The organism is Geodermatophilus sp. URMC 64 (genome assembly GCF_053502555.1).
On sequence record NZ_CP199955.1, the window covers coordinates 3,198,394 to 3,221,646 of the forward strand.

Genomic DNA, 23,253 nt, shown 5'->3' on the forward strand with positions numbered 1-23,253 from the left:
CCCGGCCGCCGCGGGGCGGCTCCCCCGCCGGAGGTGGCGCCGGGTGGCTCAGGTGGTCCACAGGGCGTGGACCGCGTGCGGGGCGATCCGCTCGCGGCCGCCCAGCGCGGAGAGCTCGATGACCACGGACACCGCGGTCACCACACCGCCCAGCTGCTCGACCAGCGCGATGGCCGCGGCGAGGGTCCCCCCGGTGGCCAGCACGTCGTCGACCACGAGCACGCGCTGCCCGGGCCGGATGGCATCGGTGTGCAGCTCGAGCGTGGCGGTGCCGTACTCGAGGGCGTAGTCCGCGGACACGGACTCCCGCGGCAGCTTGCCGGCCTTGCGGACCGGCACGACACCGACGCCGATCTCCAGCGCGACCGCCGCGGCGAGCAGGAACCCGCGCGCCTCGACCCCGGCCACCAGGTCGTAGCCCGGATCGCCCGCGCCGCGCGGGCCGGCGACGGCGGCCGCGCGCGGATCCGACAGCGCCGGGGCGGCCAGCCCCTCCACCATCCGGCGGAACGCGACGGGGTCGGCGAAGACCGGCGTCAGGTCGCGGAAGACGACCCCGGGGCTCGGGAAGTCCGGGACGTCGACGGCGATCCCCGCGATGAGGGCGTCGAGCGCCTCCTCGCGGGGCTCACCCGACGGAGCGCTCACCGGCGCCTCTTGCCACCGCGGTTGCCCGGGCGCTGCGGCTTGGCGCCCGGCCGGGGCGCCGCGGTCGCGCCGCTGCCGGCCTCCGGCCGCACCGACGACGGCGACTCGATCACCACGTCGGCCTCCACGCGGGCGGGCAGGTCGCCCTCCCGGTCGGCGACCGCGACCGATGACTTCCCGGCCGCGGCACGCGGCGCCCCGCCGGCGCGGCGGGCGCTGGCGACCGCCGTCCGGCCGCCGCTCGCCGCGCGGGCCTCGGCCTGGCGGGCCGCCGCCGAGCGGCGGGCGAGCACCCGCTTGCGCAGCTGCGCCTGCTCCGGCTCGCGCTCCTTGAGGTCGGCCGCGATCGGTGTCGCCAGGAAGATCGACGAGTAGGCGCCGGCGGCGAGACCGACGAAGAGCACCAGCGCGAGGTCCTTGAGCGTGCCGACGCCGAGCAGCCCGGCGCCCACGAACAGCAGGCCGGCGACCGGCAGCAGCGCGATCACCGACGTGTTGATCGACCGCATGAGGGTCTGGTTGACCGCGAGGTTGGCCGCCTCGCCCCAGGTCATGCGGGCGCTGGTGGCCAGGCCCTTGGTGTTCTCGTCCACCTTGTCGAAGACGACGACGGTGTCGTAGAGCGAGAAGCCGAGGATGGTCAGCAGGCCGATGACCGTGGACGGCGTCACCTCGAAGCCGACGATCGAGTACACGCCGGCGGTGACGAGCAGGTCGTGCAGCAGCGCCACGATCGCCGCGATGGCCAGCTTCGGCTGGAAGCGGACGGCGAGGAACAGCACGACCGCGACCAGGAACACGGCGAGGGCGATCAGCGCCTGGTCGGTGATGTCCTGACCCCAGGCCGCGCTCACCGACTGGGGGCTGACCTCCTGGGTCTGCACGCCGGCGGCCTCGGCCACGGCGGCCTGGACCTCGGCCTCCTCGGCGTTGCTCAGCTGACCGGTGCGCAGCAGGATCTCGTTCCCGCCGACCACCTGGGCGCTGGCCACCTCCGCCCCGGCGTCCTCGGCCGCGGTCTGCACGGCGGAGAGCTCCGCGCTCGTGGCGGGCACCCGGAAGCTGTTGCCGCCGGCGAACTCGATGCCGAAGTTGAACCCGCGGAAGACCATCGACGCGATGCAGATGAGGACGACGACCGCGGTGATCCGGTAGATCAGCTTGCTCTTGCCGACGACGTCGAGCCCGGCCTCGCCGTTGTAGAGCCGGTGCGCCAGCGAGGCCTTGCGCTGGGGAGCGCGGCGCCGCCGGCCGCCCTCCTCCTCGTGCGGCAGGCCGGCGTCGTCGAGCGCCGCGTCGTCGGCGGCACCGGCCGCGTCGTCGAGGACCGAACCGGTGTCGGCCTCCTCGTCGGCGTCGGTGCCCACCGGCACGTTGACGTCGTCGACGTCCTGGCTCTCGCGGCGGCTCATGCCTTGCTCCTGTCCTGGGCGCGGGACGCGGAGGTCCCGGCGCCGACCAGCTCCCGCTCGGCCGTCGCCGGGCGGGGCGCGCGCCCGGCCCGGTCGACCTGGCCCAGGCCGGAGAACCGGCTGCTGCCGAACGAGCGGAAGCGCGCCAGGACGGCCAGCAGCGGATGGGTGAAGAGGAAGACGACGATCAGGTCCAGGACCGTGGAGATGCCGAGCGTGAACGCGAAGCCCTTCACGTCGCCGATCGCCAGGATGTAGAGGATGGCCGCGGCGAGGAAGCTGACCGCGTCCGCGGACAGGATCGTGCGCCGGGCGCGGATCCACGCCCGCGGGACGGCCGAGCGCAGGCTGCGGCCCTCGCGGATCTCGTCCTTGAGCCGTTCGAAGTAGACGACGAAGGAGTCGGCCGTGATGCCGATCGCGACGATGAACCCGGCGATGCCGGCCAGGCTCAGCGTGAAGCCGATCTCCCGGCCGAGCAGCACGAGGCTCGCGTAGACGACCACCGCGGACATGAACAGGCTGGCGATCATCACCAGGCCGAGCAGGCGGTAGTAGACCAGCGCGTAGACGAAGACCAGCGCGATCCCGATGGCGCCGGCGATGAGCCCGGCCTCGAGCTGCTCGGCGCCGAGCTCGGTGGAGATCGACTGCGCGGTGGCCTGGGTGAAGGTCAGCGGCAGGGCGCCGTACTTGAGCTGGTTGGCCAGCTCGGTCGCGCTCTGCTGGTCGAAGCTGCCGGTGATCGTCGTCTGGCCGTTGATCGCGCCCTGGATGGTGGGCGCGGAGATGACCCGGCCGTCCAGGGTGAACGCGACGTTCTCCCCGACGTGCGCGGCGGTGTAGTTCGCCCAGGTCGTGCGGCCCTCGGACTTGAAGTCGAGCAGGACGACCCACTCGCCGGTGGTCTGCTGCGTGCCGGCGCTGGCGTCGTCGATCTCGGTGCCCTCGATGATCGTGGGGCCGAGCAGGTACTTCGCGGTGCCGTCCTCGCTGCAGGTCGCGACGTAGTCGTCGGGGCGGGCGGTCTCCCCGGTGACGTTCTCGGCGTCGCAGGTCAGGGTCGCGTAGGCCGCAGCCGCCTCCTCCTGCGTGACCGGCGGCGCGTCCGGGTCGGGGATGGTCGGGTCCTCGACCGCCCCGCTGGAGGACGCCGCCGCGCTGTCCGTCGGCGTCGCCGCGGCGCTGTCGGACGGCGTCGCGGCGGCGCTGTCGCTGGGCGTGGCCCCCGCGCTGTCGGTGGGGGTGGCGCTGTCCGTGGTGGCCGGGGCCGCCGCCTCCGGTCCCTGGATCACCGGACGGAAGCGCAGCTGGGCGGTGGCGCCCAGCTCGCGGGCCTGCTCCCCGTTGTCGCCCGGGACCGAGATCACGATGTTGGAGTCGCCCTCGGTCACGACCTCGGCCTCGGCGACACCGAGTCCGTTGACCCGCTGCTCGATGATCTGGCGGGCCAGCTCGAGGTCCTCCTGCGCCGGCGCGTTCCCGTTGGGCGTGCGCGCCGTGAGCGTGACGGTGGTGCCGCCGCGCAGGTCCAGGCCCAGCTGCGGAGTCCGGGTGTCGCCCGTGAAGAAGATCAGGGCGTACATCCCGGCGATGATCAGCAGCAGCGCGGCGAAGTAGTTCCGCGCGGGGAGCTGACGGTTGGCCACGGGGGTCCTCCGGCTCAGCGGGGGCCGTCGGCCGGACGCCCGCCGGCGCCGGCGTCGTCACCCGGGAGCTCCGGGCCGACCGTGCCGCCCGGCACCTCACCGGCGGGCTTGCGCACCTCGAGGACCGCCTGCTGGGCGAAGGTGACGACGACGCCGGGGGCGATCTCGAGGTCCACGGTGGTGTCGCCCTTGGTGACGACCGTGCCGTGCAGACCGCTGGTGGTCATCACCGGCGTGCCCGGGGCGAGGGAGTCCCGCATCGCCTGCTGCTGGGCCATCATCCGCTTGCGCTGCCGCGCGGGCAGCACGAACAGCAGGACCGCCGCGAGGGCGAGCAGGATGAGCGGAAAGTACTGCTCCATGACGAGTGCTGTGCCTCTCTACCGCGCAGCGTCTCCGCGGTGGGTGCGCCCCCGCGGATCGGGGACGCTCGGGTGCGTCCGGGTGCGACGCGCGGTCCGTGCGGCTCGGCGCGACCGGGCAGGACGCGCGCGGCCGCGGCCGGACGAGTTGCGCGCCAGCGGAACGTGAGTCTAGGCGTCGAACAGCGTCTCTGACGACGACCCTGGGGTGTGTGGGACCCCTGGGAGGGAGCCGAGGATCCCCACGCCGCGCGGCACCGGATGGCCGAGGTGCCGCCAGGCCGCCTCCGTGGCCACGCGGCCACGCGGCGTGCGCGCGAGCAGGCCCGCCCGCACGAGGAACGGTTCGCAGACCTCCTCGACGGTGTTGGGCTCCTCCCCCACGGCGACCGCGAGCGTGGCGACGCCGACCGGCCCGCCGCCGAACTTGGTCACCAGCGCGTCCAGCACCGAGCGGTCGAGCCGGTCCAGGCCCAGTTCGTCGACGTCGTAGAGCGCCAGGGCCGCACGGGCGACCTCGCGGGTGACCCGGCCGTCGGCCTTGACCTCGGCGAAGTCGCGGACCCGGCGCAGCAGCCGGTTGGCGATCCGCGGCGTGCCGCGGGAGCGCCCGGCGATCTCGGCCGAGCCCTCCTCGGTCAGCTCCACGCCGAGCAGCGCCGCGCTGCGGGCCAGCACCAGCTGCAGCTCGGCCGGCTCGTAGAACTCCATCTGCCCGACGAAGCCGAACCGGTCGCGCAGCGGGCCGGTGAGCAGGCCCGCGCGGGTGGTGGCGCCGACCAGGGTGAACGGGCTGATCTCCAGCGGGATCGCGGTCGCGCCGGGCCCCTTGCCGACGACGACGTCGACGCGGAAGTCCTCCATCGCCATGTACAGCAGCTCTTCGGCCGGCCGGGCGATGCGGTGGATCTCGTCGATGAACAGGACGTCGCCGGGGCCGAGGTTGGACAGCATCGCGGCGAGGTCCCCGGAGCGCTCGATCGCCGGGCCGCTGGTGATCTTCACCGAGGTGCCGAGCTCTGACCCGATGATCAGCGCCAGGCTGGTCTTGCCCAGCCCCGGCGGACCGGAGAGCAGCACGTGGTCCGGCGGCCGGCCGCGCCGCTTGGCGCCCTCCAGCACGAGGTCGAGCTGACGGGCCACCTTGGGCTGGCCGATGAAGTCGGCCAGCGAGTGCGGCCGCAGCGCCGACTCGACGACCCGCTCCTCATCGCCCGCCGCGGCCGACACCGAGAAGTCCCGGCCGTAGCCCTCGGCCAGCTCGGCCGACATCGGGATGTCGAAGGGATTGCTCATCTGCCCTCCTCGCTGGCGCTCGTCGGCCGGATGAGCAGAGCTGCTGTGCTCCTGCGTGAGCTCGCAAGCTCGCTCACGATCGGCCCAGCATCTGCAGCGCCTGCCGCAGCAGGACGGCGACCTGCACGCCGCCGTTCGCGGCCTGCTCCTCGGCGACCGGCTCGAGCGCGGCGACCGCCGAGTCGGCCTCACGGCCGCTCCAGCCCAAGCCCACCAGCGCCGCGGAGAGCTGGTCGCGCCACGGGGCCACCGGGGTCACGGAGGACAGGCCGGCGGCGGGGGCGCCGTCGAGCTGGGTGTCGATGGTGGTGGCGCCCAGCCGGTCGCGCAGCTCCAGGACGAGCCGCTCGGCGCCCTTCTTACCGATGCCGGGCACCTGCTGCAGGGCCTTGAGGTCGCCCATGGTGACCGCGCGCCGGACCTCGCGGGGCGGATGGATCGCGAGCACCGCCTGCGCCAGCCGCGGGCCGACGCCGTTCGCGGTCTGCAGGAGCTCGAAGAGCTGGCGCTCGTCGTCGTCGGCGAACCCGTAGAGGGTCAGCGAGTCCTCGCGCACCACCAGGCTGGTCGACAGCCGGGCCTGCTCCCCCACCTGCAGGCGGGCGATCGTGCCGGGCGTGCACTGCACGGCCAGCCCGACGCCGCCCACCTCCACGACGGCGCCGTCCGGGGAGACGGCCGCGACCCGGCCACTCACGGAGGCGATCACCGGGCCACCCCCGTCCAGCGCGGCAGCGTCCGGGAGCCGGGCATCGGCGCGCCGATCCCGCCGGCCAGCGCCGCGGTCCGCAGCCGCTGCTGCGCCGGGGCCCGCCACACGTGGCAGATGGCCAGGGCGAGCGCGTCGGCGGCGTCGGCGGGCTTGGGCGCGGCCGCGAGGCCGAGGACCCGGGTGACCATGAGGGTGACCTGCTCCTTGTCCGCGCGGCCGTTGCCGGAGATGGCGGCCTTGACCTCGCTGGGGGTGTGCCAGGCGACCGGCCGGTCGGCCTGCGCGGCGGCGAGGGCGGCCACGCCGGCGGCCTGCGCCGTGCCCATCGCCGTCCCCTTGTTGTTCTGGGTGAAGACCCGTTCGATGGCGACCACGTCGGGGCGGTGCTCGCGCAGCAGCGCGGTGACCTCGGTGTGCAGTTCGAGCAGCCGCAGCTCCAGGTCCAGCTCCGCGGAGCTGCGGATCACCCCGACGCCGACGGCGGCCGGGCGGGCGCCGGGGCGGCCGTCGACGATCCCCCACCCGCACCGGGTGAGGCCGGGGTCGATGCCGAGGACCCGCATGGACGCGCCTCCCACAGTGAGCCGAACGGGTGTTCGACCCACGCTAACCGTCCTCCATGACGAGGCGGCGGCGCAACACGCGGAACGCCTCAGGCGTCGACCTTCTCCAGCACGTCGTCGCTCACGTCGTAGTTGGCGTAGACGTTCTGCACGTCGTCGCAGTCCTCGAGGGCGTCGATGAGGCGGAACACCTTGCCCGCGCCGTCCTCGTCGAGCTCGATCGTGGTGCTCGGCACGAACCCGGCCTCGGCCGAGTCGTAGTCGATCCCGGCGTCCTGCAGCGCGGTGCGGACGGCGACCAGGTCGGTCGGCTCGCTGATCACCTCGAACGTGTCGCCGAGGTCGCGGACCTCCTCGGCGCCGGCGTCCAGGACGGCCATGAGCACCGCGTCCTCGTCGGTCTCCCCGCTCTCCTGGGCCTTCGGCACGACGACGACGCCCTTGCGGGAGAAGAGGTAGGACACCGAGCCCGGGTCGGCCATGGAGCCGCCGTTGCGGGTCATCGCCGTGCGCACCTCGGAGGCGGCGCGGTTGCGGTTGTCGGTGAGGCACTCGATGAGCACGGCGACGCCGCCGGCGGCGTAGCCCTCGTACATGATCGTCTGCCAGTCGGCGCCGCCGCCCTCGGCACCGGACCCGCGCTTGACCGCGCGGTCGATGTTGTCGTTGGGGACCGAGGACTTCTTCGCCTTCTGGATGGCGTCGTAGAGCGTCGGGTTGCCCGCCGGGTCGCCGCCGCCCGTGCGCGCCGCGACCTCGATGTTCTTGATGAGCTTGGCGAAGAGCTTGCCGCGCTTGGCGTCGATCGCGGCCTTCTTGTGCTTCGTCGTCGCCCACTTGGAATGGCCGCTCACGGAGTTCCTCCCTCGTTCCCGGCGTCGGCGCCGGCCTGCTCGGCCAGGTGGGCGCGGACGATGTCCACGAACAGCGCGTGCACCCGGCGGTCCCCGGTCAACTCGGGGTGGAAGCTGGTGGCCACCAGATTCCCCTGGCGGACGGCGACGATCCTACCGTCGGCCGGTCCGCCCACGACCCGAGCGAGGACCTGCACCCCCGCGCCGGCCTCCTCGACCCAGGGGGCCCGGATGAACACCGCGTGCACCGGCTCCCCGCCGAGGCCCTCGAACGCGAGGTCGGCCTCGAAGCTGTCCACCTGCCGGCCGAAGGCGTTGCGGCGCACGGTGGCGTCCAGCCCGCCGATCGTCTGCTGGCCCGGGGGCGCGTCCAGCAGGCGGTCGGCCAGCAGGATCATGCCGGCGCACGAGCCGTAGACCGGCAGCCTCTCGGCGACGGCCTTGCGCAGCGGGTCGAGCAGCCCGAACCGGTCGGCCAGCTTCCCGATGGTGGTCGACTCCCCGCCGGGCAGCACCAGCCCGTCGACGGCGTCGAGCTCCTCGGGACGGCGCACCGCAACCGCCTCGGCCCCCTGGGCGCGCAGGACAGCGAGGTGCTCGCGGACGTCGCCCTGCAGCGCGAGCACCCCCACGACGGGACGGCGCGACCCTGGCCTGGACACGGCCGTCCAGGCTACGGCGATCCCGGGCCGGACGCCGACGCAGGTCAGCGGGCGGCCGCATCGGCGAGGACCGCGGTCTCCACCGGGGGCGACGCGGTCAGACGCTCGCCGTCCACCCAGACCCCGGCGACGTCCGCCGGGGAGCCGAGCGCGAACGTCTTGGCCAGGGCGTCCTCGGCGTCGGCGGCGTGCCGCAGCGCGACGGCCAACGTGCTGCCGGCGCGCGGCCGCAGCCACACCGCGTCGAACCGCCGGCCGGCGCCCAGGTCGCCGACGTCCGCGAGCTGCAGCGCCTCGGCGCCCGCGGACGTCGCCAGGTGCAGCAGGTGGGCCGGGGTGAGCGGCACGCCGTCCTTCCCCGACAGCTGCTGCACGAAGTAGGCCTGCAGGCCCTCCTTGAGCAGGGAGAAACCCGTGCCGGCCCCGACGTCGGACCCGAGCGCGACCCGCACCCCCGCCGCGAGGTGGCGCCGGAGCGGGAACAGACCGCTGCCCAGTGCGGCGTTGCTGGTCGGGCAGTGCGCCACGGTGGCGCCGCGGTCGGCCAGGCAACGCAGCTCCGCGTCGGTCGGGTGCACGTTGTGCGCCAGCACGCTGCGCCGGCCGAGCAGGCCGGTGCGGTCGTAGGTGTCGACGTAGCCGCACCCGTCGAAGAGCCGGGCCACCGTCTCGATCTCCACCGCGTTCTCGTTGACGTGCGAGGTGACGAGGGCGCCGTCCACGTCCGACAGCAGAGAACGGCAGGAGTCCAGCAGCGGGTCGTCGCAGGAGAGCGAGAACCGCGGGGTGACCGCGTAGCGGGCCCGGCCGGTGCCGTGCCAGCGCCGCGCCAGCGCCAGGCCCTCGGCGTAGGCACGCTCCGGCGTGGTCAGCAGCTCCTCCCGCAGCAGCCGGTCGCTGACGACCAGACCGCTGGTGATCCGCAGGCCCGTGCGGGCGGCCTCGGCGAACAGCGCGTCGACCGCGGGGGCGAAGTGGGCGCCGAACACCAGCGCCGACGTCGTCCCCGCCTGCACCAGGCCGGCGACGAAGTCGGCGGCCACGGCCTCCGCGTACGCCCGGTCGGCCAGCCGGGCCTCCTCGGGCAGCGCGCAGCGCTCGAGCCACTGCAGCAGCGGCATGCCGAGCCCGCCGATCGCCCGGACCTGCGGGAAGTGCACGTGGGTGTCCACGAAACCGGGGAGGAGCAGGCCGTCGCGCAGGTCGACGACCTCGTCGCCGGGATACCGCGGGACAAGAGCGGCGAAGGGCCCGCGGTCGGCGATCACCCCGTCCCGCACCCGCAGGCCGGCGTCCGTCTCCGCCCGCAGCGAGCCGCCGGCGAAGGGGTCCTGCGGGGTGTCGAGGACCGTGGCGCGGAACAGCGTCATGACTCGTCCCTCCCGGCGGCGGCCTCCAGGTGCGCGTCGGTCGCCTCCCGCTCGAGCTGCTCGACCAGCGCCGCCGCGACGCCGATCGCGATCGTCGACGGGTCCTTGCCGGTCAGCCCCGGGAGGCCGATGGGCGACGTGATCCGGTCGATCACCGCGTCCGGGTGCCCCTCGTCGGTGAGCTTGCGGCGGAAGCGGGCCCACTTGGGCGCCGAGCCGATCAGCCCGATCGAGCCGAGGCCGGGGGTCCGCAGGGCGGCGTCGCAGAGCGCGAGGTCCTCGGCGTGGTCGTGGGTCATGATCAGCACGTGCGCCCCTGGCGGCAGCTCGGCGAGGACCAGCTCCGGCAGCACCGGCACGTCGTGCACGTGCACCGACGCCACCGCGTCGGCCAGCACGCCGAGCCGCTCCGCGCCGAGCTGCTCCGGCCGCGAGTCCACGAGGTGCAGCTCCAGGTCGCGCCGGGCGAGGATCCGCGCGAGCTCGAGCCCCACGTGGCCGACCCCGAAGACGGCGACCGCGGGCACCACCGGCAGCGGCTCCAGCAGCAGCGTGACCTCGCCGCCGCAGCACTGGACGCCGTGCTGGTAGGGCGCCTTGTCCGACAGCGCCACCGTCAGCAGCTCGGGCTCGGACCCGGCGCCGTCGAGCATCGCCCGGGCCCGCGCGATCGCGACCGCCTCGAGGTTGCCCCCGCCGACGGTGCACCACGTGCGGTCCGCGGCGACGACCATCTTGGCGCCGGCCTCCCGGGGGGCGTGGCCGCGGACCGCCGCCACGGTGACCAGCACCCCCCGGCGCCGGGAGGCGCGCAGCTCGGCGACCGCCGTCGTCCAGTGCATGGCGACGGCCTCAGGTCCGGGTGAGCGTCTGCTGGGCACGCTCCGAGAAGGGCACCATCGGCCGCGCGTCCGGACCCGGCTGGTCCGGCACGACCCCGGGAGCCCCCTCGGCGACGTGCCCGTGCTCGGTGCTCCGCCGGGCCTGCTCGACCGCCCAGTAGACGGCCTCCGGCGTCGCCGGTGAGGCCAGGTCCACGGACAGGCCCGGGGGCCCGAACGCCGCGGCGGCCTGGCGCAGCGCCTCCCGCACCGAGAACGCGAGCATCAGCGGCGGCTCGCCCACCGCCTTCGAGCCGTACACCGCGCCCTCCTCGGTCGCGTTCGGCAGCAGCGTCACGTTGAAGACCTCGGGCATCTCCGAGAGGCTCGGCAGCTTGTAGGTGCTGGCCGCCTGGGTGGTGAGCCGCCCGCGGTTCGGTCCGTCGCTCTCGTCCCACCGCAGGTCCTCGAGCGTGAGCCAGCCGGCGCCCTGCACGAAGCCGCCCTCGATCTGCCCCACGTCGACCAGCGGCGACAGGGAGTCGCCCACGTCGTGCACGATGTCCACCCGCCGGGTGCGGTAGGCGCCGGTGAAGCCGTCGATCTCCACCTCCGACGCCGCGGCGCCGTACGCGAAGTACTTGAACGGCTCGCCGTGCATCCGCGACGAGTCCCAGTGCAGGCCCTCGGTCCGGTAGAACCCCGCCGCCCACAGCTGGACCCGCTGGAAGTACGCCTGCCGGACGACGTCCTCCCACGGGATCCGCTCGCTGCCGAAGGCCACCCCGCGCACCTGGCCGTCGCCGAAGCGGACGTCGGCCGCGGCCACCCCGAGCCGCTCGGCCGCCACCTGCGCCAGCCGTCCGCGGATCTGCTCGCAGGCGTTCTTGACCGCCGCCCCGTTGAGGTCGGCACCGGAGCTGGCGGCGGTGGCGGAGGTGTTGGGCACCTTGTCGGTGCGCGTCGGCGCGAGCCGCACCCGGTGCAGCGGCACGCCCAGCGTCGTCGCCGCCACCTGGAGCATCTTGGTGTGCAGGCCCTGCCCCATCTCGGTGCCGCCGTGGTTGATCAGCACCGAGCCGTCCTTGTAGACGTGCACCAGCGCGCCGGCCTGGTTGAAGGCGGTCAGGTTGAACGAGATGCCGAACTTGACCGGCGTGACCGCCAGGCCCCGCTTGGTGTGCGGATGGGCGGCGTTGAACGCGGCGATCTCCCGCTGGCGGTCCTCGAAGTCACTGCCCTCGAGCACCCGCTGCCAGATGACCTGCAGCCGCTCGGGATGCCGCACCGGCATGCCGTACGGCGTGGTGTGGCCGGCCGCGTAGAAGTTGCGCCGGCGCAGGGTGGCGGCGTCGATGCCCAGCAGCGGGGCGCACCGGCCGAGGATGTCCTCGATCACGATCATGCCCTGGGGCCCGCCGAAGCCGCGGAACGCCGTCTGCGACGTCTTGTTGGTCTTCGCGATCCGGCCGTTCACCCGGACGTTCGGGATCCAGTAGGCGTTGTCGATGTGGCACAGCGCCCGGGCCAGCACGGGCTCGGACAGGTCCAGGCTCCAGCCGCCGTCGGAGGTGAGGGTCGCGTCCAGCGCCTGCAGGCGGCCGGACTCGTCGAAGCCGACGCGCCACCGGGTGTGGAAGCCGTGCCGTTTGCCGGACATGGTCATGTCCTGGGTGCGGTTGAGCCGCAGGCGGACCGGCCGGCCGGTGAGGGTGGCACCGAGCGCCGCGACGGCGGCGAACCCGTGCGGCTGCATCTCCTTGCCCCCGAAGCCGCCGCCCATCCGCAGGCACTGCACGGTCACCTGGGAGTTGGTCAGCCCCAGCACGTGCGCCACGATCTCCTGGGTCTCCGAGGGGTGCTGCGTGCTGCTCTGCACGAACACCTGGCCGTACTCGTCGACCTGCGCCAGTGCGCAGTGCGTCTCCAGGTAGAAGTGCTCCTGCCCGGAGAACTCCAGTTCGCCGCTGAACACGTGCGCCGCGCCGGCGAGGCCGGCCTCGACGTCGCCGCGCTCCATGCGCGGCTGCCCGCCCTGGAAGCTGCCGGCGGCGATCGCCTCCCGCACGGTGACCAGCGAGGGCAGCGGCTCGACCTCCACCTCGACGGCCTCGGCGCCGAGCCGGGCCGCCTCGAGCGACTCGGCGAGCACCCAGCACACGGCGTGGCCGTGGAACATGACCTCGTCGGGGAACAGCGGTTCGTCGTGCTTGACCCCGGCGTCGTTGACCCCGGGGACGTCGGCGGCGGTCAGCACGCGGACCACGCCCGGGACGTCGTACGCCGGCTCGGTCCGCAGCGCCGTGACCCGGGCGTGCGCCTGCAGCACCTGGACCGGCCAGGCGTGCAGCACGTCCTTGGTCCGCCCGACCAGGTCGTCGGTGTAGAGCGCCTCGCCCGTGACGTGCAGGACGGCGCTCTCGTGCGGGACGGCCCGGCCCACGACCGGGTCGGCAGGCCGCTCGGACAGGGCGCTCATGCCGCCACCTCCGGGTGCTCCGCGAACAGCTTGTGCAGGGACTGGCCCAACATCGCCGCCCGGTAGGCGGCGCTGGACCGGTGGTCGTCGAGCGGGGTGCCCTCACCGGCCAGCACCTCGGCCGCCCCGCGCACCGTCTCCTCGTTCCACGGCCGGCCGGTGAGCGCCTGCTCGGTGTCCCGCGCCCTCAGCGGGGTGGCGGCGATCCCGCCGAGCCCGATCCCGGCGCGCTCGACGACGCCGTCGCGCACGTCCAGGGCGAACGCGACGGCGACGCTGGAGATGTCGTCGAAACGCCTCTTGGCGGCCTTGTGGAACGCGACCAGCCCGGCCGCGGGCAGCGGGATCCGGACGGCGCGGATGAGCTCGTCCGGTCGTCGCACGCTGCGCCGGTAGCCGGTGAAGTAGTCGGCGAGCGCGACCTCGCGCTCACCCGCGACCGAGGTGAGGACGACGACGGCGTCGAGGGCGAGCAACGCCGGCGTGGTGTCGCCGATCGGCGAGCCGGTGCCGAGGTTGCCGCCGATCGTGGCGCCGTTGCGGATCAGCCGCGAGGCGAACTGCGGCCAGACCTCGTCGAGCAGCGGCAGCCGCCCCTCGAGCCGCGCCTCGACCTCCGACAAGCTCAGCGCCGCGCCGATCTCGATGCCCGACGCCGAGACCTCGAACCCGCGCAGCTCGGGCAGGCGGTCGATGGCCACGACCAGGGGGGCGCGCGCCCCGCGCAGGTTCACCTCCACGCCCCAGTCCGTGGACCCGGCCAGGAGCACCGCCTCCGGATGCTCGGCCAGGAGGGTCAGGGCCTCGGCGAGCTCCGCCGGCCGGACGAACTGCGCCCCGTCCGCGGCCAGCCGGGTCGCGGCCACGGCGGGTGGGGGCTGGCCGCGCCGGGCCGCCAGCGGGTCGTCGTCGGCGGGCGCACCGAGCGCGAAGGCGGCGTCCCGGATCGGTCGGTAGCCGGTGCAGCGGCAGAGGTTGCCGGAGAGGGCGTGCAGGTCGAAGCCGTTCGGGCCGTGCAGGTGGTCCGCCCCGTTGCCCCTGTGCCCGTCGGACCCGGCCGGCGACCGGCCGGTGCGGTAGTACTCGGCCGCCATGCTGCACACGAAGCCGGGCGTGCAGTAGCCGCACTGCGACCCGCCCCGCTCGGCCATCTCGCGCTGCACGGGGTGCAGCGCGTCGGCGGAGCCCAGGCCCTCCGCGGTCACCAGTTCCTGCCCGTCGAAGGCCGCGACAGGGACCAGGCAGGCGTTGAGCGCGGTCCACTCCGTCGGGGCGGACCGGCCCGGACGCGCCACCAGGACCGAGCACGCGCCGCACTCCCCCTCGGCGCAGCCCTCCTTGGCCCCGATCAGGCCGCGTGCCCGCAGCCAGTCGAGCGCGGTGGTGTGCGGTGCGACGCCGTCGAGCGGCATCGACCGCCCGTTCACGGTGACGGCTGGCGACTGCATGGGTGCTGCTCCCGTCTGGTGGCGTCCCGTCCGTTCGTGGCCGGCTACAACGTGGTCGCGCCGTACCGCTGGGTCCGGGCGGTGTGGATGGGGTTGGCATCGGCGACCAGGTCGTCGAAGCGGTAGCCGGCGATCTTCGCGATCTCGATGAGCGCGGCCGCGTGCTCCTGGGTCGGGGAGTTCTGCAGCCGGAGCCGTCCCTGCTCGAGGATCCGTTCGCGGCTGGGGTTGTCCCGGACGCAGACGATCAGCGGGAAGCCGAACTTCTGCCGGTAGGCCGTGGTGACCTCGCGGAAGGCCTCGTGGTCCTCGTCGGTCAGCCGGGTCAGGCCCGCGGTCGCCTGGTCGAGCGTGGACTGCTCACCCGCCTCGCCCTCGGCCACCGGGTCGCTGCCGAGCGCCGGGTAGGCGTCCATCAGCTCGCGCTGCTGCTCGGGGGTGGCCGCGAACAGGGCCTCCTGGAAGGCCAGCCGCAGCGCGCTGGTGCTGGTGAACGGCCGCTGCGTGTAGGCGTTCTCGACCACCCACGTCGGCCCCTGGAAGAGCGTGCCGAAGGTGGCGACGAACTCCTCGCGGCTCATCGCGTTGACGTCGTCCAGCCGGACCTGCCGGTGCCCCGGCATGCCCGCCACCGCGGCGCCGCGGCCGCGACCGACGTGGTGGAACAGGATGTTGAGCAGGATCGCGACCAGGCTGCCGAGCGTGATGCCGCTGCCCAGGATGATCCGCGCCCAGGACGGCACGGCCTCGGCGATCCCCGGCTGGGCGGTGACCAGCAGGGCCAGGCCCAGGCTGGTGGCGACGATCACGACGTTGCGGTGGTCGTTGAAGTCGACCTTGCCCAGGGTCTGGATGCCGACGACCGCGACGGTCGCGAACATGGCCAGCGCCGCACCGCCGAGCACCGGCGCCGGGATGCCCGCGACGATCGCGCCGGCCTTCGGGACCAGGCCGATCAGGATCATGAACCCGCCGGCCGCGGCGACGACCCAGCGGCTCTTGACCTGCGTGAGGCGGACGAGCCCGACGTTCTCGGCGAAGCAGGTGTACGGGAAGGAGTTCAGGACGCCGCCGATCGTGGTCGCCAGGCCGTCGGCGCGCAGCGCCGCGGCGATGTCCTTGCGCCCGACCCGCTTGTCGACGATCTCGCCGGTCGCGAAGACGTCCCCCGTCGTCTCCACGGCGGTGATCAGCATGACGACGATCATCGAGACGATGGCGGCGGCGCTGAACTTCGGCCAGCCGAAGTAGAAGGGCGTCGTGACGCCGACCCACGAGGAGTCCGCGACCCCGCCGAAGGTGGCGTCGCCGAGGATCCAGGCGAACAGCGTGCCGACGACCAGGCCGACGAGGACGGCGACGGTCGCCAGGAAGCCGCGGAAGAACCGCTGCATCAGCACGATCAGCGCCAGGGTGCCCAGCGCGTACGCGAGGTTGCGGGCGCTGCCCGGGTCGGGGTCGGCGCCGCCCCCGACGGCGTCGAGCGCGGCCACCGGCAGCAGCGCGATGCCGATGATCGTGATGACCGTCCCGGTGACCACCGGCGGGAAGAAGCGGATCAGCCGGCTGAAGTACGGGGCGATGAGCAGGGTGAACAGCCCGGCGACGATGACGGCGCCGTAGATGACCAGCAGGCCCTCCGTGCCGCCGCCCGCCGCCAGCCCGATCGCGATCATCGGGGACACGGCGGTGAAGGTGACGCCCTGCAGCAGGGGCAGGCGGACGCCGACCTTCCAGACACCGACGGACTGGATGATCGACGCGATCCCGCAGGTGAACAGGTCGGCGTTGATCAGGTGGATCAACTCGCGCTCGGTCAGGCCGATGGCCCCGGCGAGCAGGATCGGGACGATCACCGCGCCGGCGTAGAACGCCAGCACGTGCTGGATGCCGTAGACGGCGAGCTTGCCCGGGGGCGGGACCTCGTCGACGGGGTGCTTGCGCTTGCGCGGTGCGGTCGAGCGGGCTGTCGTGGACATGACGGTCCTCGCTGTCGGGGATGACTGTGGGTGGTGACGCGGGACGTGTTCAGCGAACGGTGGACAGGCGGCCGAGCGGCCAGCCTCCGAAGTCCTTGACGCGCGGAGCGGCGTAGGGGCCGGCCGTGCTGGTGCGCAGGCCCTGCCGTACGAGCCCCTCGGCGAGCAGGGCGGCGGCCGGGACGCCGTCCACGACGGGGGCGGCGGCGGCCGCCCCGACCGCGGGGCCCAGACCGGCCATGCCCGCGCAGCCGAGGCACACGACCTCGGCGCCGTCCTCCTCGACCGACCGCCCGGCCTGAGCGGCGATCGCGGGAACCGCCGAGCGGGAGTCCTGCTCGAGCTGCCCCACCGAGACCCCGCTCGCCCGGACGCCGGCGCAGCGGACATCGAGGCCGGCCAGCCGCAGCCGGTCCTCGATCAGCGGGATCGCCCGCGGGAGGGTCGTGACCACCCCGAAGCGGCGGCCGAGGAGGCAGGCGGTCTGGGCGGCGGCCTCGGTGATGTCCACGACCGGCACGTCGACCAGCTCCTGCAGGGCCTCGCGGCCGTGCTCGCCGAACCCCGCCTGCACGACCGCATCGAAGGGCCGGTCGAACGAGGCCACCGCGTCCAGCACGGCGACGGCGGCGAGGTGGCTGTCGATCTGGCCCTCCACCGCCTCGGGACCGAAGCGGGGAGTGACGCCGACGATCTCGGTCGTCGGCGCCACGACCCTCCGGGCCGCGGCCGCCACCGTGTCGGTCACGGACGCGCTCGTGTTGACGTTGACGAGGAGGATGCGCATCCGCGCGTCCGGGTCGGTGTCGGCCATGGCGCCTCCTCGCCTCAGAGGATCGGGCGGGGCCCGTCCACCCGGTCGCGGGTGTGAACTGGGCCACACCGGCACAGTAGGGCGCCCGCACACCGCAGTCAAGGATTTGGTATACCAAGACTCAGGCCATGGTCGCGTGAGGCGGCTCTCGGTGACCCGGAGGCGCGATCGAGCGCCGGTGGTATACCGATGCGGTCTCTGCCGGGAGGGACGGGCTCAGTCCGGCATCGCGTCGAGCACCATGTGCCGGCTGGCCCGGACGTGCGCCACGGCGACGGCCGCGGCGAGCTCGGCGTCGCCCATCACGAGTGCGGCGTGCAGCTGCTCGTGCTCCGCCTGGACCCGGGTGTGGTCAGTCGTCTGGCGGAACAGCCACCGCAGCCGGCCGGTCACCGGCTCCAGCACCGCGCGCAGCGACGGGTTGCCGGTGAGGTCGAGCAGGGTCTCGTGGAAGGCGGTGTTCGCCGTCCCCGCCCACGAGTGGTCGCCCGCCTCGACCGCACGCCGCCCGTCCTCGACGACGGCGGCGAGCCGGGCCAGGCCTTCCTCGTCGACGCGCTCGGCGACCAGCCGTGCGGCCAGCCCCTCGAGCACCTGCCGGATGTCGAACAGGTCCGCGACCACCGCGCGCGTGAGGTCGCGGACCACCGCGCCCCGCCGTGGCAGCAGTTCGACGAAGCCCTCGCTCTCCAGGGCACGCAACGCCTCGCGGACGGGCACCCGCGAGACCTCGAACTCCTCGGCCAGGTCCCGTTCCACGAGACGGAAGCCCGGCACCCAGATCCCCTCGGCGATGCGCGTCCGGATCTTCTCGCGGACGACGTCGCGCAGCGGCAGGCTCTCCGCCGGGGTCGCCGACCCCGGCAGGGACCCGGCAGGCATGCTCACGCCGGAGATCGTCCCCCGCATCGGCGCCGCGCGTCCGGCGGGGTCGGGGTGACTGGCCCGATCGGGGTACATCGCGTTCTCCCTGGGAGGACCCGGGTCAGAGCAGTTGCCGGCTGAGTACGGCGTGCCGGTTGACGTCCTTGTAGAGCAGGTACCGGAACCGTCCCGGGCCGCCGGCGTAGCAGGCCTGCGGGCAGAACGCGCGCAGCCACATGAAATCGCCGGCCTCGACCTCGACCCAGTCCTGGTTGAGCAGGTACACGGCCTTGCCCTCGAGGACGTAGAGCCCGTGCTCCATGACGTGCGTCTCCGGGAACGGGATCACGCCGCCGGGCTGGAAGGTGACGATGTTGACGTGCATGTCGTGCCGCACGTCGGCCTGGTCGACGAAGCGGGTCGTCGTCCACGCGCCGTCGGTCCCGGGCATCGGCAGCGGCTCGATCTCCCGCTCGTCGGTCACGAACGCCTCGGGCACCTCGACGCCGTCGACGCGCTGGTAGGCCTTGCGGATCCAGTGGAAGCGGGCCGGCGCCTGCTCATCGTTCTGCAGCGTCCAGTCCGTGGCCGGCGGGAGGAACGCGTAGCCACCCGGCTCCAGCCGGTGCACCCGCTCGCCGATCGTCAGCCGGAGCGCCCCCTCGACGACGAACAGCACCGCCTCGGCGGCAGGATCGGTCTCCGGGCGGTCACTGCCACCCCCTGGGGAGACCTCGACGATGTACTGCGAGAACGTCTCCGCGAACCCGGACAGGGGCCGCGCGATCACCCACAGCCGGGTGCCGTCCCAGAACGGCAGGTTGCTCGTGACGATGTCGGTCATCGTCCCCTTCGGCAGCACCGCGTAGGCCTCGGTGAACATCGCCCGGTTGGTGGTGAGCTCGTGCTGGCCGGGCAGCCCGCCGCGCGGCGCGTAGTACGGCGGCCTCTTCTCCGTCGCTGTCACGCTCGTCGCCCTTCCCGCGAGGAGCCGCTCGACGCGGCTCGGTGGTGGTGTCGCTCATGCCATCGCCTAGGAGAGGCCCCGGACCAGGAACCGGCCCCGCGGCTCGTCGTCCACGCGACGGCCGCGCAGCCACGTCCCCCGGACGACGCCGTCGAGCCGCCGTCCCGCGTAGGGCGTCACCGGATGGCGGTGGTGCAGGCGCGCGGGGTCGACGACGAAGGACTCCTCCGGCGCGAAGACGCAGAAGTCGGCGTCATAGCCCACCGCCAGCCGTCCCTTGGTCCGCAGCCCCGCCACCCGGGCCGGCCCCTCGCCCATCCACCGGACGACGTCGGCCAGGGAGTGCCCCCGCGCCCGGGCCCCGGTCCAGACGGCCGGCAGGCCGAGCTGCAGCGAGCTGACCCCGCCCCAGGCGAGCGCGAAGTCACCGGAGTCGAACCGCTTGAGCTCGGGGGTGCTCGGCGAGTGGTCGGACACGACGCAGTCGATGTCCCCGGCGGCGAGCGCCCGCCACAGCGCGTCGCGGTTGGCCTCGCCACGGATCGGCGGGCAGCACTTGAACTGCGTGGCGCCCTCCCCGATCGCCTCGGCGGCGAAGGACAGGTAGTGCGGGCAGGTCTCGACGGTGACGGCCACGCCCTCGGCGCGCGCGGCGCGCAGCGCCGGCAGGGCGGCGGCGCTCGACAGGTGCAGCACGTGGGTGCGGGCGCCGGTGCGGCGCGCGGCCCCGAGCACCGTCTCGACGGCGCGGGTCTCGGCGACGTCCGGGCGGGAGCGGAGGAAGTCGGCGTACCGCCCCCCGCCGCCGTGCGGTGCGTGCACGATCTCGTCGGCGTCCTCGGCGTGGACGATCATCAGCCCGCCGAAGGAGGCCACCTCGTGCAGGTAGGTCTCCAGCTCGTCGGCCGACAGCGGCGGGAACTCCTCGACCCCGGAGTCGAGCAGGAAGCACTTGAAGCCGAAGACGCCGGCCTCCTGCAGGGCGCGCAGCTGGGGCAGGTTGCCCGGGACCGCGCCGCCCCAGAAGCCGACGTCGACGGCGCACCTGCCGTCGGCGGCCTTCTTCTTCGTGTCGAGCGCGGCGACGTCCACCGTGGGCGGGACGCTGTTGAGCGGCATGTCGACGATCGTGGTGACGCCGCCGGCGGCCGCGGCGCGGGTGGCCGTCTCGAAGCCCTCCCACTCGGTGCGGCCGGGCTCGTTGACGTGCACGTGGGTGTCCACCAGCCCGGGCAGCAGCACCTCGCCGGGCCCGAGGTCGAGGACGTCGGCCCCGTCCAGCCGCTCGCCCAGCGGGACGACGGCGCCGATGCGCCCGTCCCGCACGCCGACGCACACCGCCTCCTCCCCGCGCCCGGTGACGGCCCGGGGCGCGCGGACGACGAGGTCCCAGCCGCTCACAGCACACCCGCCACGGAGACGCCGAGCCGGTCGTGCGCGATGCGCTCCCCGAGCCGCTCGAGCAGCGGACCGGCCTGCGCCATGCACCGGCGGACGTCGGTCTCGAGGTCGGTGAGCGCGTAGGCCGCGTCGATCCCCGCCGCGCGCAGCTCCGCTCCCCCGAGCAGGCAGCGCCCGGCCACGGCCACGACCGGGATCCCGGCCGCCCGTGCCGTCGCGGCGACGCCGGCCGGCGCCTTGCCGTGACGCGTCTGCGCGTCGAGCGACCCCTCCCCCGTGATCACGAAGCGCGCCCCGGGCAGCGCGTCCGCGAAGGAGGTCAGCCCGAGGACGACGTCGATGCCCGGCCGGCGCTCTGCACCCAGCGCGGCCAGGCAGGCGTAGCCCACACCGCCGGCCGCGCCGGCACCGGGCTCCTCGGCCGCGAGGACGGCTCGCCGGCCGAGGGCCGCCCCGAGTGCGGCGACCCACCGGGTCAGCCCGGCCTCCAGCACCTCGACGTCGGCCGGCGTCGCGCCCTTCTGCGGCCCGTAGACGGCCGCGGCGCCCTGCGGTCCCAGCAGGGGGTTGTCGACGTCGGTGGCGAGCACCACCCGGACGCCGGGCAGCCGGACGTCGAGGCCGGCGAGGTCGACGCGCGCGAGACGGGTGAGCGCGCCGCCGCCCAGGGGGAGCTCGGCACCGGCGGCATCGAGCAGGCGGGCGCCGAGGCCGACGAGCAGCCCCGCGCCGCCGTCGGTGGACGCACTGCCGCCGACCCCGATCACGACCTCGCGGCAGCCGAGATCGAGCGCGGCGCGGACGAGCCGGCCCGTGCCGAGGCTGGTCGCCGCGAGCGCCGCGGGCCGCCCGCCCGGCAGCACGGCCAGGCCGGAGACCGCCGCCATCTCCACCACCGCGGTCGCGCCGCGGACGGCCAGTGCGCCGTCCAGGGGGTCGCCGGTCGGGCCGGCCACGCGCACCGGTACCCGCCGGAACCCCGCCGCCTCGGCCGCGTCGAGCGTCCCCTCCCCACCGTCGGCGACCGGGATCTGCCGGACGTCGAGGTCCGGCACCACCGCGCGCAGGCCGGCGGCCACTCGGGCGGCCACCCCGGCCGCCCCGAGGCTGCCCTTGAACTTGTCGGGGGCGACGACGACGCGTCCGGTCATCAGTCCAGGTACTGCATGTGGTCGAGGTCGAGCCCGCCGATCGCCGTCGGCGCCAGCTCGCGGGTCGCGGCGAGCTCCTCGAACTCGACGACGCCGTCGATCTCGGTGCCCATCGAGATGTTGGTGACCCGCTCCAGGATGATCTCCACGACCACGGGCACCCGGTGCTGCGCCATGAGCTTCTTGGCCTCCTCGAACGCCGGGAGGATCTCCTCCGGGTCGCGCACGCGGATCGCCTTGCACCCCATGCCCTCGGCCACCTTGACGTGGTCGACGCCGTAGCCCTGCATCTCCGGCGAGTTCTGGTTCTCGAAGCCCAGCTGCACGCAGAAGTCCATGTCGAAGGCCCGCTGGGCCTGCCGGATCAGGCCCAGGTAGGAGTTGTTGACCAGCACGTGGATGTAGGGCAGCTGGAACTGGGCGCCGACGGCGAGCTCCTCGATCATGAACTGGAAGTCGTAGTCGCCCGACAGCGCCACCACGGTGGCCCCGGGGTCGGCGACGCAGACGCCCAGCGCCGCCGGGAGCGTCCAGCCCAGCGGACCGGCCTGCCCGCAGTTGATCCAGTGCCGCGGACGGAAGACGTGCAGGAACTGCCCGCCGGCGATCTGGGACAGGCCGATCGTGCTGACGTAGCGGGTGTCCCGCCCGAAGGCCCGGTTCATCTCCTCGTAGACCCGCTGCGGCTTGATCGGCGTGGTCTCGAAGTGCGTCATGCGCAGCAGATCCCGCTTGCGCTCCCGGCAGTCCCGCACCCAGCCGCTCCGGTCGGGCACCCGGCCGGCCGCGCGCCGCTCGCGCGCCACCTCCAGGAACAGCTCCAGCGCGGCCTTGGCATCGGACACGATGCCGAGGTCGGGCGCGAAGACCCGGCCGATCTGCGTGGGCTCCACGTCGACGTGGACGAAGCGCCGCCCCTTCCGGTAGGTGTCCAGCCCGCCGGTGTGCCGGTTGGCCCAGCGGTTGCCGAGGCCGAGGACGAAGTCGGACTCGAGCAGCGTCGCGTTGCCGTAGCGGTGCGCCGTCTGCAGGCCGACCATGCCGGCCATCAGCGGGTGGTCGTCCGGGATGGCGCCCCAGCCCATCAGGGTCGGGATCACCGGCACGCCGAGCGTCTCGGCGAACTCGACGAGCAGGTCCGCCGCGTCGGCGTTGATGACCCCGCCACCGGCCACGATCAGCGGCCGCTCGGCGGCGGCCATCATGTCCAGCGCCTTGTCGACCTGCGCGCGGGTGGCCCGGGGCTTGTAGACCGGGAGCGGCTCGTAGGTGTCGATGTCGAACTCGATCTCGGCCATCTGCACGTCGAAGGGCAGGTCGACGAGCACGGGTCCCGGCCGGCCGGACCGCATGAGGTGGAACGCCTGCTGGAAGGTGCCGGGCACCTGGGCCGGCTCCAGCACGGTCGTCGCCATCTTGGTCACCGGCTTGGCGATCGCGGCGATGTCGACCGCCTGGAAGTCCTCCTTGTGCAGGCGCGCGACCGGCGCCTGCCCGGTGATGCACAGGATCGGGATGGAGTCGGCCGACGCCGAGTACAGGCCGGTGACCATGTCCGTGCCCGCCGGCCCCGAGGTGCCGACGCAGACGCCGATGTTGCCGGCGGCGGCCCGGGTGTACCCCTCCGCCATGTGCGACGCCGCCTCGACGTGGCGGGCCAGCACGTGCTGGATCCCGCTGTCGCGCAGCGCGCCGTAGAACGGGTTGATGGCCGCGCCGGGCAGGCCGAAGGCGCGGGTGACGCCCTCCCGCTCGAGGATCTGCACGGCGGCCTGGATCGCCCGCATCCGGGGCATGGCTG

20 protein-coding genes are annotated in these 23,253 nt (G+C 74.1%); all 20 read right to left on the reverse strand.

Annotated elements, in window-relative coordinates; all coding sequences use genetic code 11:
• Positions 1-48: 48 nt before the first annotated feature.
• Entirely contained in the window at positions 49-648 is a 600-nt protein-coding gene (locus ACWIYF_RS15540) for an adenine phosphoribosyltransferase (protein ID WP_448623728.1), read from the reverse strand.
• The gene (gene secF, locus ACWIYF_RS15545; RefSeq protein ID WP_448623729.1) at positions 645-2,060 is read right to left on the reverse strand and encodes a protein translocase subunit SecF; all 1,416 of its coding nucleotides are present in this window, start codon (positions 2,058-2,060) and stop codon (positions 645-647) included. The genes ACWIYF_RS15540 and secF overlap by 4 nt, the downstream gene beginning before the upstream one ends.
• A complete protein-coding gene (secD, locus tag ACWIYF_RS15550; protein ID WP_448623730.1) occupies positions 2,057-3,709 on the reverse strand; it encodes a protein translocase subunit SecD in 1,653 nt (550 codons plus the stop codon). Before secD ends, secF begins: the two co-directional genes overlap by 4 nt.
• 14 nt (positions 3,710-3,723) lie before the next feature.
• Positions 3,724-4,071, reverse strand: a complete 348-nt coding sequence (yajC, locus tag ACWIYF_RS15555) for a preprotein translocase subunit YajC (protein WP_448623731.1) — start codon at positions 4,069-4,071, stop codon at positions 3,724-3,726.
• A gap of 171 nt (positions 4,072-4,242) precedes the next feature.
• Positions 4,243-5,367, reverse strand: coding sequence for a Holliday junction branch migration DNA helicase RuvB (gene ruvB / locus ACWIYF_RS15560; protein ID WP_448623732.1), 1,125 nt, complete (start codon positions 5,365-5,367; stop codon positions 4,243-4,245).
• Positions 5,368-5,440: 73 nt separating this feature from the next.
• Positions 5,441-6,076, reverse strand: coding sequence for a Holliday junction branch migration protein RuvA (gene ruvA, locus ACWIYF_RS15565; RefSeq protein WP_448623733.1), 636 nt, complete (start codon positions 6,074-6,076; stop codon positions 5,441-5,443).
• Positions 6,073-6,642 carry a crossover junction endodeoxyribonuclease RuvC gene (ruvC, locus tag ACWIYF_RS15570; RefSeq protein WP_448623734.1) on the reverse strand — a complete coding sequence of 190 codons (570 nt, stop codon included), beginning with the start codon at positions 6,640-6,642 and terminating at the stop codon, positions 6,073-6,075. Before ruvC ends, ruvA begins: the two co-directional genes overlap by 4 nt.
• A gap of 89 nt (positions 6,643-6,731) precedes the next feature.
• A complete protein-coding gene (locus ACWIYF_RS15575) occupies positions 6,732-7,496 on the reverse strand; it encodes a YebC/PmpR family DNA-binding transcriptional regulator (RefSeq protein ID WP_448623735.1) in 765 nt (254 codons plus the stop codon).
• Complete coding sequence (gene pdxT, locus ACWIYF_RS15580) at positions 7,493-8,158, reverse strand: pyridoxal 5'-phosphate synthase glutaminase subunit PdxT (RefSeq protein WP_448623736.1); 666 nt, start codon at positions 8,156-8,158, stop codon at positions 7,493-7,495. Before pdxT ends, ACWIYF_RS15575 begins: the two co-directional genes overlap by 4 nt.
• Before the next feature lie 44 nt (positions 8,159-8,202).
• On the reverse strand, positions 8,203-9,528 hold the full coding sequence (locus ACWIYF_RS15585; RefSeq protein WP_448623737.1) for a guanine deaminase: 1,326 nt from the start codon (positions 9,526-9,528) through the stop codon (positions 8,203-8,205).
• Positions 9,525-10,370, reverse strand: a complete 846-nt coding sequence (gene xdhC / locus ACWIYF_RS15590; RefSeq protein WP_448623738.1) for a xanthine dehydrogenase accessory protein XdhC — start codon at positions 10,368-10,370, stop codon at positions 9,525-9,527. Before xdhC ends, ACWIYF_RS15585 begins: the two co-directional genes overlap by 4 nt.
• Before the next feature lie 10 nt (positions 10,371-10,380).
• Positions 10,381-12,828 carry a xanthine dehydrogenase molybdopterin binding subunit gene (gene xdhB / locus ACWIYF_RS15595; RefSeq protein WP_448623739.1) on the reverse strand — a complete coding sequence of 816 codons (2,448 nt, stop codon included), beginning with the start codon at positions 12,826-12,828 and terminating at the stop codon, positions 10,381-10,383.
• Positions 12,825-14,276 (reverse strand): xanthine dehydrogenase small subunit, encoded by a 1,452-nt coding sequence (locus ACWIYF_RS15600; protein WP_448623740.1) that lies wholly within the window; start codon positions 14,274-14,276, stop codon positions 12,825-12,827. Before ACWIYF_RS15600 ends, xdhB begins: the two co-directional genes overlap by 4 nt.
• Before the next feature lie 44 nt (positions 14,277-14,320).
• A complete protein-coding gene (uraD, locus tag ACWIYF_RS15605) occupies positions 14,321-16,255 on the reverse strand; it encodes a 2-oxo-4-hydroxy-4-carboxy-5-ureidoimidazoline decarboxylase (RefSeq protein ID WP_448623741.1) in 1,935 nt (644 codons plus the stop codon).
• A gap of 49 nt (positions 16,256-16,304) precedes the next feature.
• On the reverse strand, positions 16,305-17,069 hold the full coding sequence (locus tag ACWIYF_RS15610; protein ID WP_448623742.1) for an aspartate/glutamate racemase family protein: 765 nt from the start codon (positions 17,067-17,069) through the stop codon (positions 16,305-16,307).
• A 216-nt stretch (positions 17,070-17,285) separates the two neighbouring features.
• The gene (locus ACWIYF_RS15615; RefSeq protein WP_448628759.1) at positions 17,286-17,951 is read right to left on the reverse strand and encodes a GntR family transcriptional regulator; all 666 of its coding nucleotides are present in this window, start codon (positions 17,949-17,951) and stop codon (positions 17,286-17,288) included.
• 103 nt (positions 17,952-18,054) lie between these two features.
• Complete coding sequence (locus ACWIYF_RS15620) at positions 18,055-18,900, reverse strand: bifunctional allantoicase/(S)-ureidoglycine aminohydrolase (RefSeq protein WP_448623743.1); 846 nt, start codon at positions 18,898-18,900, stop codon at positions 18,055-18,057.
• Between the two features lie 66 nt (positions 18,901-18,966).
• A complete protein-coding gene (gene allB / locus ACWIYF_RS15625) occupies positions 18,967-20,301 on the reverse strand; it encodes an allantoinase AllB (RefSeq protein ID WP_448623744.1) in 1,335 nt (444 codons plus the stop codon).
• A complete protein-coding gene (locus ACWIYF_RS15630; protein ID WP_448623745.1) occupies positions 20,298-21,452 on the reverse strand; it encodes a glycerate kinase in 1,155 nt (384 codons plus the stop codon). The genes allB and ACWIYF_RS15630 overlap by 4 nt, the downstream gene beginning before the upstream one ends.
• On the reverse strand, positions 21,452-23,248 hold the full coding sequence (gene gcl, locus ACWIYF_RS15635; protein ID WP_448623746.1) for a glyoxylate carboligase: 1,797 nt from the start codon (positions 23,246-23,248) through the stop codon (positions 21,452-21,454). Before gcl ends, ACWIYF_RS15630 begins: the two co-directional genes overlap by 1 nt.
• Positions 23,249-23,253 lie beyond the last annotated feature (5 nt).